Raw genomic sequence first — 15474 nt, forward strand, 5'->3', positions numbered from 1 at the left:
ATAGGAAGAAAAAGAAGACCCATGTTCCTTTCCGTCTGAATATGCTCTTCTTTGCTGTGTTTTTATTGTTTTCATTGCTGATCCTCCGGCTTGGGATGGTTCAGATTGTTTATGGCGATGATTATAAGCGTGAGATTGAAAGAACGGAAGATGTTACAGTTAACAGTCCTGTGCCGAGAGGTAAAATGTTTGACCGGAATGGACAGGTGATTGTCGATAATACCCCGCAAAATGCCATCACCTTTACTAATAATGGGTACAAGCAGGATGAAATGCTTGAGGTGGCGGAGAGGCTGGCCAAGCTGATCGATAAAGATACCAAAAAGGTTCAGGAACGGGATAAAAAGGATTACTGGATCATGAAGAATCCTGATAAGGCAGAAGCAAAGGTCACTAAAAAAGATAAAGACGAACTTGAAAAGAAGTATGAGGGTAAGGATAAGGAACTGGATAAGGCCATTTATCAGCTCACTTTGGACCGGATAACTAAAGAGGAATTAAGTGAACTGACAAAGGATGATCTTGAAGTCCTTGCTATCTACAGAGAATTTACAAGCGGATATGCTTTGACCCCTCAAATTGTTAAGAATAAAAAAGTAACACCTGAGGAATTTGCAGTTGTCAGCGAAAATCTGCAGATTTTACCGGGTGTAGATACAACAACCGACTGGGAAAGGTATTATGCCTTTGGAGATACTTTGAAATCGGTGCTTGGAAAAGTAACAAGCTCTGATGAAGGTCTTCCGGCCGAACAGATTGAATACTATATGGCACGTGACTATAGCCGCAATGACCGTGTAGGCAAGAGTTATATCGAGATGCAATACGAAGAAGTCCTTCACGGCCAAAAGGCAAAAGTAAAAAACGTTACAGATAAAGCCGGGAATGTTCTTGAAACTGTACCCATCACAGACGGTCAAAGAGGCAAGGACCTTGTGCTGAGCATAGATATGGATCTTCAAAAGGAAGTTGAGAAAATCATTGAAGAGGAATTGCGTAAAGCGAAGGCATCAGCAGGAACAGCTTTACTGGACAGGGCCTATGTAGTACTGATGGACCCGCATACGGGAGAAGTTCTTTCAATGGCCGGCAAAAAGATTGTGAAGGATAAAGAGACAGGCCAGTCTCAAATGCAGGACGATGCACTGGGCAACATCACAACTACTTATAATGTCGGTTCAGCTGTGAAGGGTGCTACAATACTTACCGGTTATAAAACGGGGGCTATTAATCCCGGAACCGTTTTGTATGATCGTCCTTTAAAAATTAAAGGAACACCTGTGAAAAAATCATGGAGAAATTTTGGCTCTTTAAATGATATTAATGCACTAAAGTTTTCCTCAAACGTTTATATGTTCGAAACGGTCATCAGGATAGGCGGGGGGAGATATGAGTTTGAGAAGCCATTATGGATAGATGAAAAAGCTTTTAGTACTGTAAGGGAATCGTTCGCTCAATTCGGTCTTGGCGTTCGGACAGGGATTGATTTGCCAAATGAGCAAACAGGCTTTAAAGGAATGAGTGTTTTGCCTGGTTTCATGCTTGACCTTTCGATTGGACAGTACGATACTTATTCCAACATGCAGCTTGCACAATATGTTTCTGTCATTGCCAATGGCGGAAATAGGATGGAGCCTCACATCGTAAAGGAAATCCGTGAGCCATTAATGGAAAACAATGAACTTGGCCCTATTGTTCAGGAGATGGAGCCAAAGGTTCTTAATAGGGTCGAACTGGAAGAAGGCTGGATGGACCGTGTGCAGGAAGGTTTCCGCAGAGTAATGCAGGAAAGCGGCGGTACAGGTTATTCCAATTTTGGGGGCAAAGAGTATAAACCAGCTGGTAAAACAGGTACAGCTGAGGCCTTTTACGATGGACCTGAGCGCAGCAAATTTGGAAAAGAGCCTCCTGAAGTCATGAATCTTAGCCTTGTTGGCTATGCACCATCAAATAATCCCGAGATTGCCATGGCTGTTTTAGTACCTTGGGCCTACCAGGGAAGCGTAGATCATGGAGCAAATAAAAAAATCGGTGAACGTGTTCTGGATGCCTACTTTGAGCTTAAAAAGGAGCGTCAAAAGAAAGGCGAGAACAGCAAGGATTCTGTTCAAAAAGTAAATAATATTGATGAAGTAATCGAAGGGCAGGAAGATGCCCGCAGAGAAAATGAAGAGAATGAATAAGCAAGATGGACTGTCTCCCGAATAGGGAGACAGTTTTTTGTGTTATTGAAAATTGGGAAGAGAGTTACTTCAAAGTTATACGCCACTTCGACATATTTACACAAGAATTGCCCACATTTACAAAAGCTTTACATTCGGTTAAAACCGGGTTAACAGTCAACCCTTATTCTAAACACGTAGGACAAAACAACCAATTTTCTTAGGGGGAATTCAGGAATGAAACGTCTTAAAAAAATGAGCCTTTTATTAACGCTTGGAGCTGTAATGGCTTTTACAGCTGCTTGCAGTGGAGATGAGGGCACCAGTGCGAATGGAGATAACAGTGAAGAGCTGGAGGGCAGTGTAGTTATAGACGGTTCTGGGACAGTTTATCCATTTATGGCTCGCATGGCTGAAAACTATATGGGAGAACAGGAAAATGTCTCTGTAGAAGTCAGCCGCTCAGGAACTTCAGCAGGCTTTAAGAAGTTTCTTGCAGAAGACGGAACAGATTTTAACGACGCTTCCCGCCAAATTAAAGATGAAGAGAAAGCTTCCGCTGAGGAGCTTGGCATTGATGTACAGGAAATGAAGGTTGCTTTGGATGGAATTACGATCGTAATCAATAAAGAAAATGATTGGGCAACTGAACTTACCCAGCAGGAAGTTATCGACATATTCCTTGCAAGCGCAGGAAAGAAAAAATGGTCAGATGTCCGCCCTGACTTCCCGGACGATGAAATTAAAACGTATGGCCCAAATGAAAACCATGGAACGTATGAATTTATGTTTGAAAATATTCTTGAAGAGCAGGATCTTCCTGAAAATATCAACTTACAGCAGGACTACTCAACGTTAGTGGATCTTGTATCAAAAGATAAAAATGCCATCGGCTTCTTTGGTTATGGATACTATGATAGTAATAAAGATAAATTGGCAGCAGTAAAGATAGACTTTGGAAATGGGCCTGTTGAGCCATCATTGGACACAATCAAGGAAGACGGAGAGTATGCTCCATTCACTCGACCTGTGTTCACATATCTGAATACGAATATGGCGAAAGATAAGCCGCAAGTACTTGACTATGCTATTTATACAATGGAGAATGCGCAGGATGTTGCCGCTGAAACTGGATTTGCGCCATTATCAGATAAAGATGTCCAAGCTTCACTTGATGCTTTGAACGAATTGAAATAAGAAGAAGTACCGTCATAAGAGGATGAGAAGTTTGCTTTCTCATCTTCTTGTGATGGGCTTGTAAAGAGTGCTTCTTTGGATGAGAAGGCTGAAAGGGGTTTTGACGTGGCTAAAAGTGCTGTTCACTATGACAAAAAAAAGCTGAATGTGCGAGAAATCATTCAACAAAAGAAAAGATCTCGAAGTGTCAATAATTACACAGAAATATTAATACCGAAAATATTATTCGGCATTGCAGCAATTTCAGTTTTCACTACTATTGGAATTGTCCTTACCTTAATCACGGAAACAATCGCCTTTTTTAAAGACGTTCCTTTTATAGATTTCTTTACAGGTACTCAATTAAAGCCTTTGGGTGAAAATGCCGTCTTTGGTGTTCTTCCCTTACTGACGGGAACCATTATTTCCACTTTAATAGCCATGCTGGTTGCGATTCCGGTGGGTCTGATGACAGCCATATTTTTAAGTGAATATGCATCAGAAAAAACAAGAAAGGCGTTAAAGCCCCTACTTGAAATCCTGGCGGGTATTCCTACCATTGTTTATGGATTTTTTGCTTTTACGTTTGTAACACCTTTACTAAAATCTTTTATTCCTGGCCTTGAACCTACAAATATATTGAGTCCCGGGATTGTAATGGGAATTATGATCATTCCGATGGTAGCCTCTCTTTCCGAGGATGCCATGAGCTCTGTGCCAAATGCCATGAGGGAAGGAGCCCTTGCGTTAGGTGCCACTAAGCTGGAAGTAACCTGGAAAGTGGTTGTTCCAGCAGCTATTTCTGGCATCATTGCTTCATTCGTGCTCGGAATATCAAGAGCAATTGGGGAGACGATGATCGTAACTATAGCAAGTGGAAGTTCGAAGAATTTCACCTTTGACGTAACGCAGTCCATGCAGACTATGACGGCTTACATTGTGGAAGTAACAGGCGGGGAAGCAGCCGCAGGAACAACATTATATTACAGCCTTTACGCAGTTGCTATGACATTATTTGTTTTTACGCTGGTTATGAACCTGCTCGCTCAGTATATCTCTCGAAGGTTCAGGGAGGAGTATTAAATGAAATATGTAGATTCGGATCAAGTGCAAAAAAAGATGGGCAGCCGCCTGCTTGCAAATAATCTGGCAAAAACACTCTTCTTTTTAGCAACTTTATTTGGCCTGGCTGTGTTAATTGTATTAATCTATCGAGTCCTCGCTGATGGATTAAGCTGGATCAACATGGATTTTCTTATGAATCGCTTATCAACGGATCCTGAAAGGGCTGGAATCTGGGGAGCCATAACAGGAACATTTTGGCTGATGCTTGTTGTTGCTCCTGTCACGATGATTCTTGGAGTAGGCACAGCCATTTATCTTGAAGAGTATGCCGGAAAGGGGCGTATTTCATCATTTATTAAAACGAACATCTCCAACCTGGCAGGCGTCCCGTCAGTTGTTTTTGGGATTCTTGGTTTAACTGTTTTTGCAAGAACATTGGATTTGGGTTCTGTAGTTCTTGCTGGCGGTCTGACAATGTCGCTGCTGGTTCTTCCGGTAGTTGTAGTTGCCAGCCAGGAAGCCATTCGGGCAGTACCGCAATTCTTAAGAGAAGCTTCATACGGAATGGGTGCGACTAAATGGCAGACCATTAAAAATGTGGTTCTTCCCGCAGCTCTTCCGGGAATTCTTACTGGGGTCATTCTTGCCCTGTCCAGGGCAATCGGGGAAACAGCGCCATTGGTTGTAATCGGCATACCGGCATTGTTAATTCCCGTTCCTGATGGAGTCTTTGATAAATTTACGATTTTGCCGGTCCAGATTTATTATTGGACAGTTGACTCTGCTCTTGTTGCGGAATATGCCAACCTGGCAGCCGCGACCATTGTCATATTATTAATGGTTTTGTTTGTGATGAATTCAATCGCAATAATGATCCGAAATAAATTCCAAAAAAGATACTAAGCTGGAGGTTTTAAATAATGACTGCAGTTATGGAAAAAACCAGTCCAAATATTCATACAGCTAACCTAAACCAAAAAGTTAATGAGAATAACAAAGTTGTTTATCATACAAAAGATCTTAACCTTTGGTATGGTGAGGGCCATGCGTTAAAGAATATTAACCTGGCCGTTCATGAAAATGAAGTAACGGCCATTATCGGTCCATCCGGATGTGGAAAGTCCACCTATATCAAAACCCTGAACCGTATGGTCGAACTTGTACCTTCTGTGAAGATTTCCGGCGGAATTTTATACCGCGGCCGCGACATTCTGGATAAGTCGTTTAAAGTGGAAGATTTAAGAACAAGTGTAGGCATGGTTTTCCAAAAGCCCAATCCTTTTCCAAAGTCCATTTATGAAAATGTGGCATATGGACCGAAAATACATGGAATCCGTGATAAAAGGATCCTTGATGAAATTGTTGAAAAAAGCTTAAGAGGAGCTGCAATCTGGGATGAAGTAAAAGATCGCCTGAACCAGAATGCGTACGGCCTATCAGGCGGGCAGCAGCAGCGTCTTTGCATTGCGCGCTGCCTTGCGATTGAACCGGATGTCATTTTAATGGATGAGCCAACCTCTGCACTTGATCCCATTTCTACTTTAAAAGTAGAGGAGCTCGTGCAGGAGCTTAAGGAAGAATTCAGTATCATTATTGTTACGCATAATATGCAGCAGGCAGCCCGTATCTCTGATAAAACTGCTTTCTTTTTAAATGGGGAAGTAATCGAGTTTGCTGAAACTGATAAGATTTTCTCCACTCCTTCAGATAAGCGGACTGAAGATTATATCACTGGGCGATTCGGTTAATTGCATGATGATGATTCAGACTGGCATAAATATATGGGGGTAGGGGGATTACAATGATGGCAGTACGTGAAAGGTTTGAATATGATCTTCAGGAGCTTCAAAAAATGCTTATAGAAATTGGCAATTTTGCTGTAGAGGCACTGCATAGATCAGTTGAAGCGCTTGAAACCCAAAACATTGAATTGGCACTTGAAATCATTGATGACGACAATCAGGCTGATGCATTATATGAAGAAATAAATGATCTAGCCATTCTGTTAATTGCTAAACAGCAGCCAGTGGCTATTGACCTCCGCCGCATCATTGTGGCTATAAAGATCGCAACAGACATTGAAAGAATTGCAGACTTTGGAGTCAATATTGCGAAATCTGCCATTCGGATTGGATCTGAACCGCTAATTAAGCCGATTGAACATATAAAAAAAATGTACGATATCTCTGCTGAAATGCTCCGTTTATCCCTGGAAGCTTTCACTGAAGAAGATATAGCAAAGGCAAAAAAAGTTGCCGATATGGATGATCAGGTAGACGATCTATATGGTGAAACAATTAGAGATCTGCTGCAAATCAATCTGCAGAAACCTGAATACCTTCCTCAGATTACCCAGCTGTCTTTTGTCTGCCGATATTTAGAAAGAGCAGCTGACCATGTGACCAATATTTCTGAACATACCTTCTACCTGGTTAAAGGACGCCAGTATGATTTAAATAATTAACAGGCTTTGGATCTAGACAGTCAAAAAAGCTAAAAGGAATTGTACCCTTTTAGCTTTTTGTTATGATTTTTGCAATTTCTTTATAGCTCATATTATGGTTCAGTTCGAATGTGCCAAGCTGTATTTTTTGGCTGTACCCGTATTCCTCCAGGTAATTGCCGAAGTCTGCTGCCTGGTCAATAACACTTGCTTTTTCAAGCAGCAACGCGATTTCACCGGGAGTCATGCCGCTTTCAATGGTTAGCTGAAAGACTCTCTGAGCCTCTTTTGCCTGCTCCGTATTTTCCTCTGAAGTTTCTTCATTAACTTCTTTCTCATTTGGGTCTTTAGCATCCGTCTGCTGCAGGAGAGCATATTCTTCGTTTGTTAATACTGTATAGCCGTTTGCCTCCAGAAATTTTCTTGCGCTGTTTTCATCAATTTTTCTATCTTCCGATTGCTCCGGTTTATTCAATAGATAGGCTGTGCCAAAGGCTGCGACAGCAATAAGAATGCCAAATGCAAATGCACGGGTATTTCGTTTATTCATAGCTATGGCCCCTAAATTTCATTTCTGTTTGGATAGTCCTTACTTCATCAGGAGAAAGGGATGATTGTCTTGCAATTTGTTCTACTGACAGCCCTTGCCTGGTCAGGAGCATCACCTGATTTTTTATGATTTCATGAACTGCCCTTTTTTCTGCAGAATGAACAGAAGGCTCTGAAGGAACATGCTTAATAAATGGCTCATCTGCCACCAGCAGTTCTTCTTCCAATACTTTTAATTTCTTTTTAATTTGATAAATTTCCTGGATCTGCTGCATGGACATTTGGTCCATTTCATCGCGCAGCTCTTTATAAGGATCTCTCAAAAATACTGAAAGAATTATTAATCCTATAGAAAAGACTAATAATGACAGCAAGATTAATTCCAATAAAACTCACCTCTATTCATTGCACAGATGTATTTTACCATCAAAATTGACAAATTTCGATATATATTCCATAAACAGGTGAAACTTAAAGATTCCTGTCAGAGGAATCCTGTCGATTAAGAAGCTCAGCAAACGTTTATAAAATTTTTCCTGTGAATAATCGGGAAGGAATGTACATTCGCAAGAAGCGACAAATTCCGTTTATTGTAGGCGACTCATATCAGTGATAACATTAAGTTATATAAATAGTCATAAAATTTTGCTTTTTGTCATATAGAATGGTTTTATGAAATAAATGCAAGAGGTGCCGTTATGATAGATGAAATTATTAAACTTCGACGCAGGGGGCTTTCCTTTCGTAAGATTGCCAGTGAGCTTGATACAACAGTAGGAAAAGTGCAGTATCAATGGACCAAACTTATCCAAAATAAAGGAAAGCGCGATAGCGGGGAGGTTACGGGGAATAAATTAAATGCTGAAGTAAATCCTGTGCGAAATCAATCAATAGATTGTTTGGCATTAACCCGCTCAACAGATGATAGGGTAATAGCATCCTGGGAATTATCAGCTCAGAAAGAGAAGATGCTCTCACGATATTTGGACGAGCCTTTCTCTGCTTTTAGAAAATCTTTAAGAATCTATGATGTTACCGGAGTCCTTTTTGATGGAGCTAATTCAGTCTGTGACCATGAGGTAATCCTGTCCGGGCAAACTGAATGGCTCTTTAAAGGGCTCAAACCTGACCGAGTGTACTGTGTGGAATTGGGCATTAAAATCACAGATATTCAATTCCTCCCTTTACTGCGCTCAGAAGCACTTCATACTTCAGAGGAAATACCCTGCCATTCATACGGAAAAAGCGAATCTGGGGTTCAGCCTGAATGGACTGTGAATGTGAGTACATACACGTATTATGAATCAGTCAGTGAAGGAGCAGGTAAAGAATGATTAACTCGAGAATTTCTGAATTAAATAATAATAGTTTCATTAACGATAAACCAAAAATCCTTCTTCTTACCTGGGAGTATCCTCCACATGTTGTTGGCGGTTTATCAAGGCATGTGCATGGACTTGCCGGAGGATTAAGACAGGATTATGAGGTTCATATTCTGACTGCCAATCCTGGCACACTTCCGGGCTATGAATGTATTAACGGTATCTATATACACAGGGTAAAGCCGTTAAATGAAAAGGATCCTAACTTTCTGCACTGGATTTTGGGATTGAATTTGGCGATGGAGCAAAAGGCCATTGAACTGTCATCCTCCCACCTCTTTGAAATCATTCATGCACATGACTGGCTTGTAGGTGCAAGCGGCCTGTCCTTAAAGGAGAGCTTACACTGTCCTTTGATTACAACTATACACGCAACAGAATATGGGAGAAATAATGGAATTTACACAGAATTGCAGAAATTTATCCATACAAAAGAAGAGCAGCTGATCCATGGGTCAGATCAGGTTATTGTTTGCAGCGAGTATATGAAGGAAGAAGTACTTCATCAATTTTCAATTGCAAGCGAAAAAATATCTGTTATCGCAAACGGTATCAGCAAAGAAACACTTCTTGATGATCCAGACAGCTTATTAGAAGGACTTTCAGTAAAAAAAGGAGGAAGGCTGATATTCTCCATTGGACGGATGGTGAGGGAAAAAGGGTTTGATACCTTAATCGAGGCAGCGCCTTTGATTAAAGAGAAGTATCAGGATGCTTACCTGATCGTTGCCGGCAAGGGTCCTATGCTTGAAGCACACAGAAAAAAAGCAAGAGAGCTGAAAGTCGATGATATCATACATTTTCCAGGATTTATTAATGACATGCAAAGATTAGCTCTGTTTCAGAAGTGTGAAATCGCTGTTTTTCCAAGTTACTATGAGCCATTTGGCATTGTAGCCCTCGAAGCCATGATTATGGGAAAGCCGGCGATAGTATCCAATACAGGCGGATTAAAGGGTATCGTTCAACATGAATACACCGGCCTGCTCATGGCCCCTGGAGATCCATATAGCTTTGCAGAGCAGGCTTTCACTCTCTTGGAGGATCCTAAAGCTGCCGATACAATTGGCAAACAAGGTCAAAAGGTTGCAGAAAGCCTATTCAGCTGGAGACGCATTGCGGATGAAACCAAAAGAGTATATCAAGAAACCCTGATCAGCCGGAAGCTGGAAGATTTAGTGTGATATATATTATCTGTCATTGAAAAGGCCGTTTGAAAAACTTATAGAAAAAGGTGCATAGGAATGAATACATTAAATTGGATTCAATCTGATGTTTATGAGGAAATGGAGAAAGCGCCGGCCGGGAAATTGAGAATGATACCCGGATTGCGGATAGACGGTAAAACTTACTGGATGGAAAATGACAGTAAAGAAATGTTTCCTGATGAAAATATCTCTGTTCAAATTAAAACAGAACAAATCCATTCTAAAATTTCGTATTTTAGAAGCTATATTACTAACCATGCGAACAAGCCCAGAACGATTAAGCTTTTATTGCAGCACAGGCATGAGTTTTCTTCCCGTGAACACCTTTCTTTCATTTCACCTGCTGAAAATGTCATCTTTCATATGGCTGACTCCAAGCTATTTTTGGTTAACGGCCAGATAAACGGCAAAAAAATGGAAGAGTGTACAATTCAGCCATACTGGAACACTTTCAGTGACCAGATATGGAGCTGCAAAAAGAAAGGAACATTAAAGTACAACCCTATGGCTCAGGGCAACTCAATTAGTATTATCGCCCTTACAGCTGTATTTAATGGAAGAGGAACAGCAGAAGGGGAGTCATGGATAATTAACGGGAACAGCAAATCAGAAATGCTTCAGTATAATAGCCTGCTGATAGACAGGGGGAAAGAGGATACTTTTAAAAAAACGTACTAGCATTTCGATTTAAAAAGTGATATTATAGAAAAGTCGTATGAACGAACTAGTTTGAACATAGTTTGGAGGGAAATTACATGCGTGTAAACATTACGTTAGCTTGCACAGAATGTGGAGATCGTAACTATATTTCTAAAAAAAATAAACGAAATAATCCAGATCGTCTTGAGCTTAAAAAATATTGCCCAAGAGACAAGCGTTCGACTACACATCGTGAAACAAAATAAGCAGTAGGATCATTCCTACTGCTTTTTTTGTTGATTTTTTTAATGGTTAACATTCCCTTTATTGGATAAGTTATTGAGAACTTTGCAATAGTAACTATTGTTGGAGGTTTTAATATGGAAAACGATAAAAAGCTCCTTAGAAAGCAAATGCTGGATCAAATGAAGGAATTGAGCAAGCCGGAGTATGAACAGCTGTCCTATCAAATTGCCTGCAGGTTTTATAACAGCGCTTTATGGAGACAGGCCAAAACAATTGGAATAACAGTTTCAAAGGTACCTGAGGCTGACACATGGCAAATTATCAGAAGAGCCTGGGAAGAAGGGAAAAGGGTCGCTGTACCGAAATGCATACCTGAATCCAAACAAATGGTATTTCGTGAATTGAATAGCTTTATGGATTTGGAGTCTGTATTTTATGGATTATGGGAGCCGAATCCGGAAAAAACGGAGGAAATCCTCAGTGAGGAAATCGATACTTTAGTCGTTCCCGGACTGGCATATATGAAAAACGGTTTCCGGCTCGGATTTGGGGGAGGCTATTATGATCGTTTTCTCGAGCATTATAAAGGAAGAACGGTTTCACTGGCATTTGAAATGCAGTTCATAACAGGCTTTCCGGTGGAAGACCATGATAGGCCGGTGGAAATGATTATTACCAATCAGCAGGTGTGGGAATTTGGCAATGCTTGAATCTATTGCAATCATTATTTTTATATTAATCACAGCGCTGGCCGGGTATTATTTCCGCTTACTGACCCTTTCAGGCAGTATAGCGGCATTCATTGTAGGTGCAGCAGCAGCCTTTGGGTTTGGTTTGGATGGCCTTTTTGTCCTGGGGTTCTTTTTTGCAAGCTCAAGCTTCTGGTCAAAATTTAAAGGCCATAAAAAAAAGGAATTCGAAACTAAGCATGCCAAGGGATCAAGAAGAGATTGGCGGCAGGTTGCTGCCAATGGAGGCATAGCTGCTATTGCCAGCATATTCTATCTTCTGGATCCATCACAGGCATGGCTGATTGCCTTTCTTATCGGACTGGCAGCAGCAAATTCAGATACATGGGCATCAGAAATTGGCTCATTAAGTCAAAAACCCCCCATTTCATTGAAGACGTGGAAAGCAATCGAAACAGGTACCTCCGGTGCTGTCAGCTCTCTAGGAACGATTGCAGCTTTGTCAGGTTCTTTTACAATTGCTCTTCTGGCATACATGCTTTTTCCCCTATCAACATATGAGGTTCTGCTGGTTGGCACTTTTGGGTTTACAGGGAATTTGCTTGACTCTTTATCAGGTGCTTATTTTCAAGCTGAATACAAGTGCCTGGCATGCAGGTCAAACGTGGAGGCATCAGAACATTGCGGACAGCCGGCCATTTTGGTAAAAGGCTGGAATTTTGCAGATAATGATTTTGTTAATTTTTTTTCAGGTTTAGCTTCTGCCTCGGTGGGAATGCTTCTATATATCTTATTGGCATAAAGGGACTTTGCAGTTCTCTATACAATAAAGTAAAGGGGAGTTATTATGAATAATCGGGTAAACAGAGTGGTGCTGATCGGAACTGGCTTTGTTGGATCAAGCTATTCGTTTGCACTCTTGAATCAAGGTGTTACTGAGGAACTGGTTCTGATTGATTTAAATAAAGATAAATCTGAAGGAGATGCCATGGACTTGAATCACGGCATGCCCTTTGCCCCTTCCCCAACTTCAATCTGGTATGGAAATTATTCCGATTGCACAGATGCTGATTTGGTTGTCATAACTGCTGGAGCGAATCAAAAACCAGGAGAGACCCGCCTGGACCTTGTGGAAAAGAACTCTAAAATCTTTAAAGAAATAGTTAATCATGTCATGAACAGCGGTTTTGATGGCATATTTTTGGTTGCGACAAATCCAGTGGATATTCTCACCTATGCTGTCTGGAAGTATTCCGGGCTTCCTAAAGAAAGAGTAATCGGATCTGGAACGATATTGGATACAGCCAGATTCAGATTTCTGCTCGGAGAATACTTTAAAGTCGATGCGAGAAATGTCCATGCTTATATTATTGGTGAACACGGAGATACTGAATTGCCTGTATGGAGCCATGCAGATATTGCTGGGAAATCCATTGAAGACTGGATGAAGAAAGAAGAGAACTTTAGACAGGAAGATCTTAATGAGTTATTCCTTAATGTCAGAGATGCAGCTTATCATATAATCGAGCGGAAAGGCGCGACTTATTATGGAATAGCCATGGGTCTGGTGAGACTGACGAAAGCGATCCTCCAGAACGAGAATTCTGTCCTCACAGTGTCAGCTTACTTAGATGGAGAATATGGCCATGAGAATGTTTATATTGGAGTGCCTGCAATTGTCAACAGAAACGGCATTCGTGATATCGTTGAACTTCACTTAAGCATCGAAGAGAAAAATCAGTTTACCCATTCCGTTAATGTTCTCAAGAAAACGATGGCACCAATATTGAAGAATTAATCAGCTTGAGTTAATAGTGAAATTTATTTTGTTTTAGAGAATGGATAAAAATTATTCTCTCTTCTCACAATAAGGAAGAGGAGGGAATTCAATGTCTCGATTACTTTCTATTTTTATGATTGGGCTCGGTACTTATTTTGCCTATCATAATCGTTATCGATTGATAAATGTAATTTTTGGAAATGTCTTTTTGCGGAAGCTTCTGGTTACTTCAGTCATGAGTTTTCCGCTAGTCCGCGACAGGATGATGAGCTCTGTTTTTTCTTCCGGGCCATCTGAAGGGCGGCAATCATAAAGTAAAAAGACCGTAAAAGGTCTTTTTATTTTGCTGTTTTCGCAAAGTTTGTTGCTATTTAAATTATATTTATTGAGTTGATTGCAGCGAGCATCCCTTCGCTGCAATCAACGGACAACATTGATAAGCGAAAACAATAATTTATACGAAAAGAGCCTTTTATTTTGCCTAAATCTTTAGGTGCTTTTTCTTTTACAAAAGGTTCCTTTTTTGCCTATAGTTAAATAAAGTAAAGTAACTATTGCAACATATAGAGAGTGGGGGAAGAATTGGCCGTTCAAGAGGATTATGTATTTTGGAAACTTGCTGATTATTTCATATCTGACCACGGGTACAGAATGATTCAGCTATCTGGAGATCAGGATGAATTATGGCTTGAAAAAATGGAGGATAAAACTGTAAAGGCGATCAGGCTTTTAAAATATAATCTTGACTGGAGCAATTGGATGCAGCGGGATATTGAAGTGACTGCTCAAAAAGCGGAATCGGTCAGGAAGCAGCTTGGAAAAAGGGAAATGCCGGTTTTAAATATATATGTTTCAGCATATCTCCCTGTTGATGACTATGAATTCCGCATCACAGACCCCTTCATGCCTGAAAGTGGGAAAGCCTCTGTTCAAACTATGATCATTGAATCCGGAAAAACTGGAAGCCTGAACGAGGTTGAAGAGATTTTCGAAAAACCGCTAACTTTTCCTGATGGAAATTATACGGAAATGGATGTTGATGCCCTAAAGCATGCTGCTCTTTCTAAAGCGGTGAAAACAGCAAAAAAAGAAAAGGAAATGTTTAACATTGGGAAGCCCTTTTTTACTTATATATTTATAGGTATTCAAGTTGCTTTATTCTTACTCATGGAAGCAATGGGCAGCAGTAAGGATACAGCAACTTTAATTAAGTATGGGGCTAAATTTAATCCATTAATTCTTGATGGGGAATGGTGGAGGTTTTTAACTCCGATTGTCCTTCATATTGGACTGCTGCATTTATTAATGAATACACTTGCTTTATTCTATCTTGGATCAGCAGTGGAACGGGTGTTTGGAAACATAAGATTCCTATTTATCTATTTGGCTGCTGGTTTTGGCGGAACATTAGCCAGTTTTGTTTTTAGTCCTACACTTTCCGCAGGGGCAAGCGGAGCAATTTTTGGCTGCTTTGGAGCACTTTTATATTTTGGTCTCATTTATCCAAGCCTTTTTTTCAGGACCATGGGATTTAATATACTTGTTGTATTAGGAATCAACCTTGCATTTGGCTTTACCATTCCGGGAATTGATAATGCTGGACATATAGGAGGGCTAATTGGCGGTTTTCTGGCTACTGGCATTGTGCATTTTCCCAGGAAGAAAAAACCCTTGCTTCAGCTGCTGTTTTTAGCTGGATCATTCTGTCTGGCAGCCGGCTTGCTGAAATATGGATTCGATGAACCGGGAAGATTATTAAATGAACAGACTGCTATGGTAATGGCCCAAGAACATATTAAGAATGAAGAGTTTGAAAAGGCCCGTTTAATGCTGGCTGATTTTATTGAAGAAGGGAATGCTTCACCGGAAGCCTATTTTCTATTATCATATGCTGAAATAAAAGAGGGGAAATTAAAAGAGGCAGAAGTGCACCTTCTACGTGTCATTAAGGAAGACCCTTCTTTTCATGAAGCACATTATAATCTGGCGCTAATTTATTTAGACAAAAAGCAGCCGGATCAAGCAAGAAATCATGCCCAAAAGGCTGCTGATCTTCATCCGGATCAGGAGGATTATCAAAAGCTGTTAAACCAAATAGAGTGATATTACCAGAATTTTCAGCTTACTTCCTGGGA

17 protein-coding genes are annotated in these 15474 nt (G+C 40.5%); 15 read left to right on the top strand and 2 right to left on the bottom strand.

The genetic code is table 11. The features are described 5' to 3' along the window. Positions 1-41 precede the first annotated feature (41 nt). The 6 genes from AC6CHU_RS09450 to phoU all read left to right on the top strand — a co-directional run bounded on the left by AC6CHU_RS09450 (position 42) and on the right by phoU (position 6867). Positions 42-2183 carry a peptidoglycan D,D-transpeptidase FtsI family protein gene (locus AC6CHU_RS09450; protein ID WP_396398658.1) on the top strand — a complete coding sequence of 714 codons (2142 nt, stop codon included), beginning with the start codon at positions 42-44 and terminating at the stop codon, positions 2181-2183. A 216-nt stretch (positions 2184-2399) separates the two neighbouring features. Beyond that, complete coding sequence (locus tag AC6CHU_RS09455) at positions 2400-3359, top strand: PstS family phosphate ABC transporter substrate-binding protein (RefSeq protein WP_159865056.1); 960 nt, start codon at positions 2400-2402, stop codon at positions 3357-3359. A gap of 105 nt (positions 3360-3464) precedes the next feature. Then, on the top strand, positions 3465-4421 hold the full coding sequence (gene pstC / locus AC6CHU_RS09460; RefSeq protein WP_159865059.1) for a phosphate ABC transporter permease subunit PstC: 957 nt from the start codon (positions 3465-3467) through the stop codon (positions 4419-4421). Then, the gene (pstA, locus tag AC6CHU_RS09465; protein ID WP_159865062.1) at positions 4422-5306 is read left to right on the top strand and encodes a phosphate ABC transporter permease PstA; all 885 of its coding nucleotides are present in this window, start codon (positions 4422-4424) and stop codon (positions 5304-5306) included. A 17-nt stretch (positions 5307-5323) separates the two neighbouring features. Beyond that, a complete protein-coding gene (gene pstB, locus AC6CHU_RS09470) occupies positions 5324-6151 on the top strand; it encodes a phosphate ABC transporter ATP-binding protein PstB (RefSeq protein ID WP_396398625.1) in 828 nt (275 codons plus the stop codon). Positions 6152-6207: 56 nt separating this feature from the next. Beyond that, positions 6208-6867 carry a phosphate signaling complex protein PhoU gene (gene phoU, locus AC6CHU_RS09475; protein WP_201306541.1) on the top strand — a complete coding sequence of 220 codons (660 nt, stop codon included), beginning with the start codon at positions 6208-6210 and terminating at the stop codon, positions 6865-6867. Positions 6868-6916: 49 nt separating this feature from the next. Here phoU and AC6CHU_RS09480 read toward each other — a convergent pair whose 3' ends face one another. Continuing rightward, positions 6917-7396 carry an endolytic transglycosylase MltG gene (locus AC6CHU_RS09480; RefSeq protein ID WP_159865071.1) on the bottom strand — a complete coding sequence of 160 codons (480 nt, stop codon included), beginning with the start codon at positions 7394-7396 and terminating at the stop codon, positions 6917-6919. Next, entirely contained in the window at positions 7389-7781 is a 393-nt protein-coding gene (locus AC6CHU_RS09485) for a hypothetical protein (protein ID WP_236566214.1), read from the bottom strand. Before AC6CHU_RS09485 ends, AC6CHU_RS09480 begins: the two co-directional genes overlap by 8 nt. A 312-nt stretch (positions 7782-8093) precedes the next feature. Between AC6CHU_RS09485 and AC6CHU_RS09490 the strand changes: the two genes are divergently transcribed. The 9 genes from AC6CHU_RS09490 (at position 8094) to AC6CHU_RS09530 (ending at position 15442) form a co-directional block, all read left to right on the top strand. After that, complete coding sequence (locus tag AC6CHU_RS09490; protein ID WP_498121357.1) at positions 8094-8729, top strand: DUF4912 domain-containing protein; 636 nt, start codon at positions 8094-8096, stop codon at positions 8727-8729. After that, complete coding sequence (locus AC6CHU_RS09495; protein WP_159865074.1) at positions 8726-9961, top strand: glycosyltransferase family 4 protein; 1236 nt, start codon at positions 8726-8728, stop codon at positions 9959-9961. The genes AC6CHU_RS09490 and AC6CHU_RS09495 overlap by 4 nt, the downstream gene beginning before the upstream one ends. Positions 9962-10021: 60 nt before the next feature. Continuing rightward, on the top strand, positions 10022-10663 hold the full coding sequence (locus AC6CHU_RS09500; protein WP_251283689.1) for a hypothetical protein: 642 nt from the start codon (positions 10022-10024) through the stop codon (positions 10661-10663). A gap of 77 nt (positions 10664-10740) precedes the next feature. Next, entirely contained in the window at positions 10741-10890 is a 150-nt protein-coding gene (rpmG, locus tag AC6CHU_RS09505) for a 50S ribosomal protein L33 (protein WP_009332954.1), read from the top strand. A gap of 114 nt (positions 10891-11004) precedes the next feature. After that, positions 11005-11580 carry a 5-formyltetrahydrofolate cyclo-ligase gene (locus AC6CHU_RS09510; RefSeq protein WP_498121360.1) on the top strand — a complete coding sequence of 192 codons (576 nt, stop codon included), beginning with the start codon at positions 11005-11007 and terminating at the stop codon, positions 11578-11580. Beyond that, positions 11573-12361 carry a DUF92 domain-containing protein gene (locus tag AC6CHU_RS09515; RefSeq protein ID WP_159865083.1) on the top strand — a complete coding sequence of 263 codons (789 nt, stop codon included), beginning with the start codon at positions 11573-11575 and terminating at the stop codon, positions 12359-12361. Before AC6CHU_RS09510 ends, AC6CHU_RS09515 begins: the two co-directional genes overlap by 8 nt. A gap of 45 nt (positions 12362-12406) precedes the next feature. Next, positions 12407-13357, top strand: coding sequence for an L-lactate dehydrogenase (locus tag AC6CHU_RS09520; protein WP_159865086.1), 951 nt, complete (start codon positions 12407-12409; stop codon positions 13355-13357). A gap of 91 nt (positions 13358-13448) precedes the next feature. Further along, complete coding sequence (yqgO, locus tag AC6CHU_RS09525; protein ID WP_159865089.1) at positions 13449-13652, top strand: protein YqgO; 204 nt, start codon at positions 13449-13451, stop codon at positions 13650-13652. 269 nt (positions 13653-13921) lie between these two features. After that, positions 13922-15442 (top strand): rhomboid family intramembrane serine protease, encoded by a 1521-nt coding sequence (locus AC6CHU_RS09530; RefSeq protein ID WP_251283691.1) that lies wholly within the window; start codon positions 13922-13924, stop codon positions 15440-15442. The last annotated feature ends 32 nt before the right edge of the window (positions 15443-15474 follow it).

It is taken from the genome of Cytobacillus sp. GQ23 (genome assembly GCF_059758675.1).

Coding starts and splice junctions, on each gene's coding strand:
- AC6CHU_RS09450 (WP_396398658.1), top strand. CDS start 42: ATGCTCTTCTTTGCTGTGTTTTTATTGTTTTCATTGCTGATCCTCCGG.
- AC6CHU_RS09455 (WP_159865056.1), top strand. CDS start 2,400: ATGAAACGTCTTAAAAAAATGAGCCTTTTATTAACGCTTGGAGCTGTA.
- pstA (WP_159865062.1), top strand. CDS start 4,422: ATGAAATATGTAGATTCGGATCAAGTGCAAAAAAAGATGGGCAGCCGC.
- pstB (WP_396398625.1), top strand. CDS start 5,324: ATGACTGCAGTTATGGAAAAAACCAGTCCAAATATTCATACAGCTAAC.
- phoU (WP_201306541.1), top strand. CDS start 6,208: ATGGCAGTACGTGAAAGGTTTGAATATGATCTTCAGGAGCTTCAAAAA.
- AC6CHU_RS09480 (WP_159865071.1), bottom strand. CDS start 7,396: ATGAATAAACGAAATACCCGTGCATTTGCATTTGGCATTCTTATTGCT.
- AC6CHU_RS09490 (WP_498121357.1), top strand. CDS start 8,094: ATGATAGATGAAATTATTAAACTTCGACGCAGGGGGCTTTCCTTTCGT.
- AC6CHU_RS09495 (WP_159865074.1), top strand. CDS start 8,726: ATGATTAACTCGAGAATTTCTGAATTAAATAATAATAGTTTCATTAAC.
- AC6CHU_RS09500 (WP_251283689.1), top strand. CDS start 10,022: ATGAATACATTAAATTGGATTCAATCTGATGTTTATGAGGAAATGGAG.
- rpmG (WP_009332954.1), top strand. CDS start 10,741: ATGCGTGTAAACATTACGTTAGCTTGCACAGAATGTGGAGATCGTAAC.
- AC6CHU_RS09510 (WP_498121360.1), top strand. CDS start 11,005: ATGGAAAACGATAAAAAGCTCCTTAGAAAGCAAATGCTGGATCAAATG.
- AC6CHU_RS09515 (WP_159865083.1), top strand. CDS start 11,573: ATGCTTGAATCTATTGCAATCATTATTTTTATATTAATCACAGCGCTG.
- AC6CHU_RS09520 (WP_159865086.1), top strand. CDS start 12,407: ATGAATAATCGGGTAAACAGAGTGGTGCTGATCGGAACTGGCTTTGTT.
- yqgO (WP_159865089.1), top strand. CDS start 13,449: ATGTCTCGATTACTTTCTATTTTTATGATTGGGCTCGGTACTTATTTT.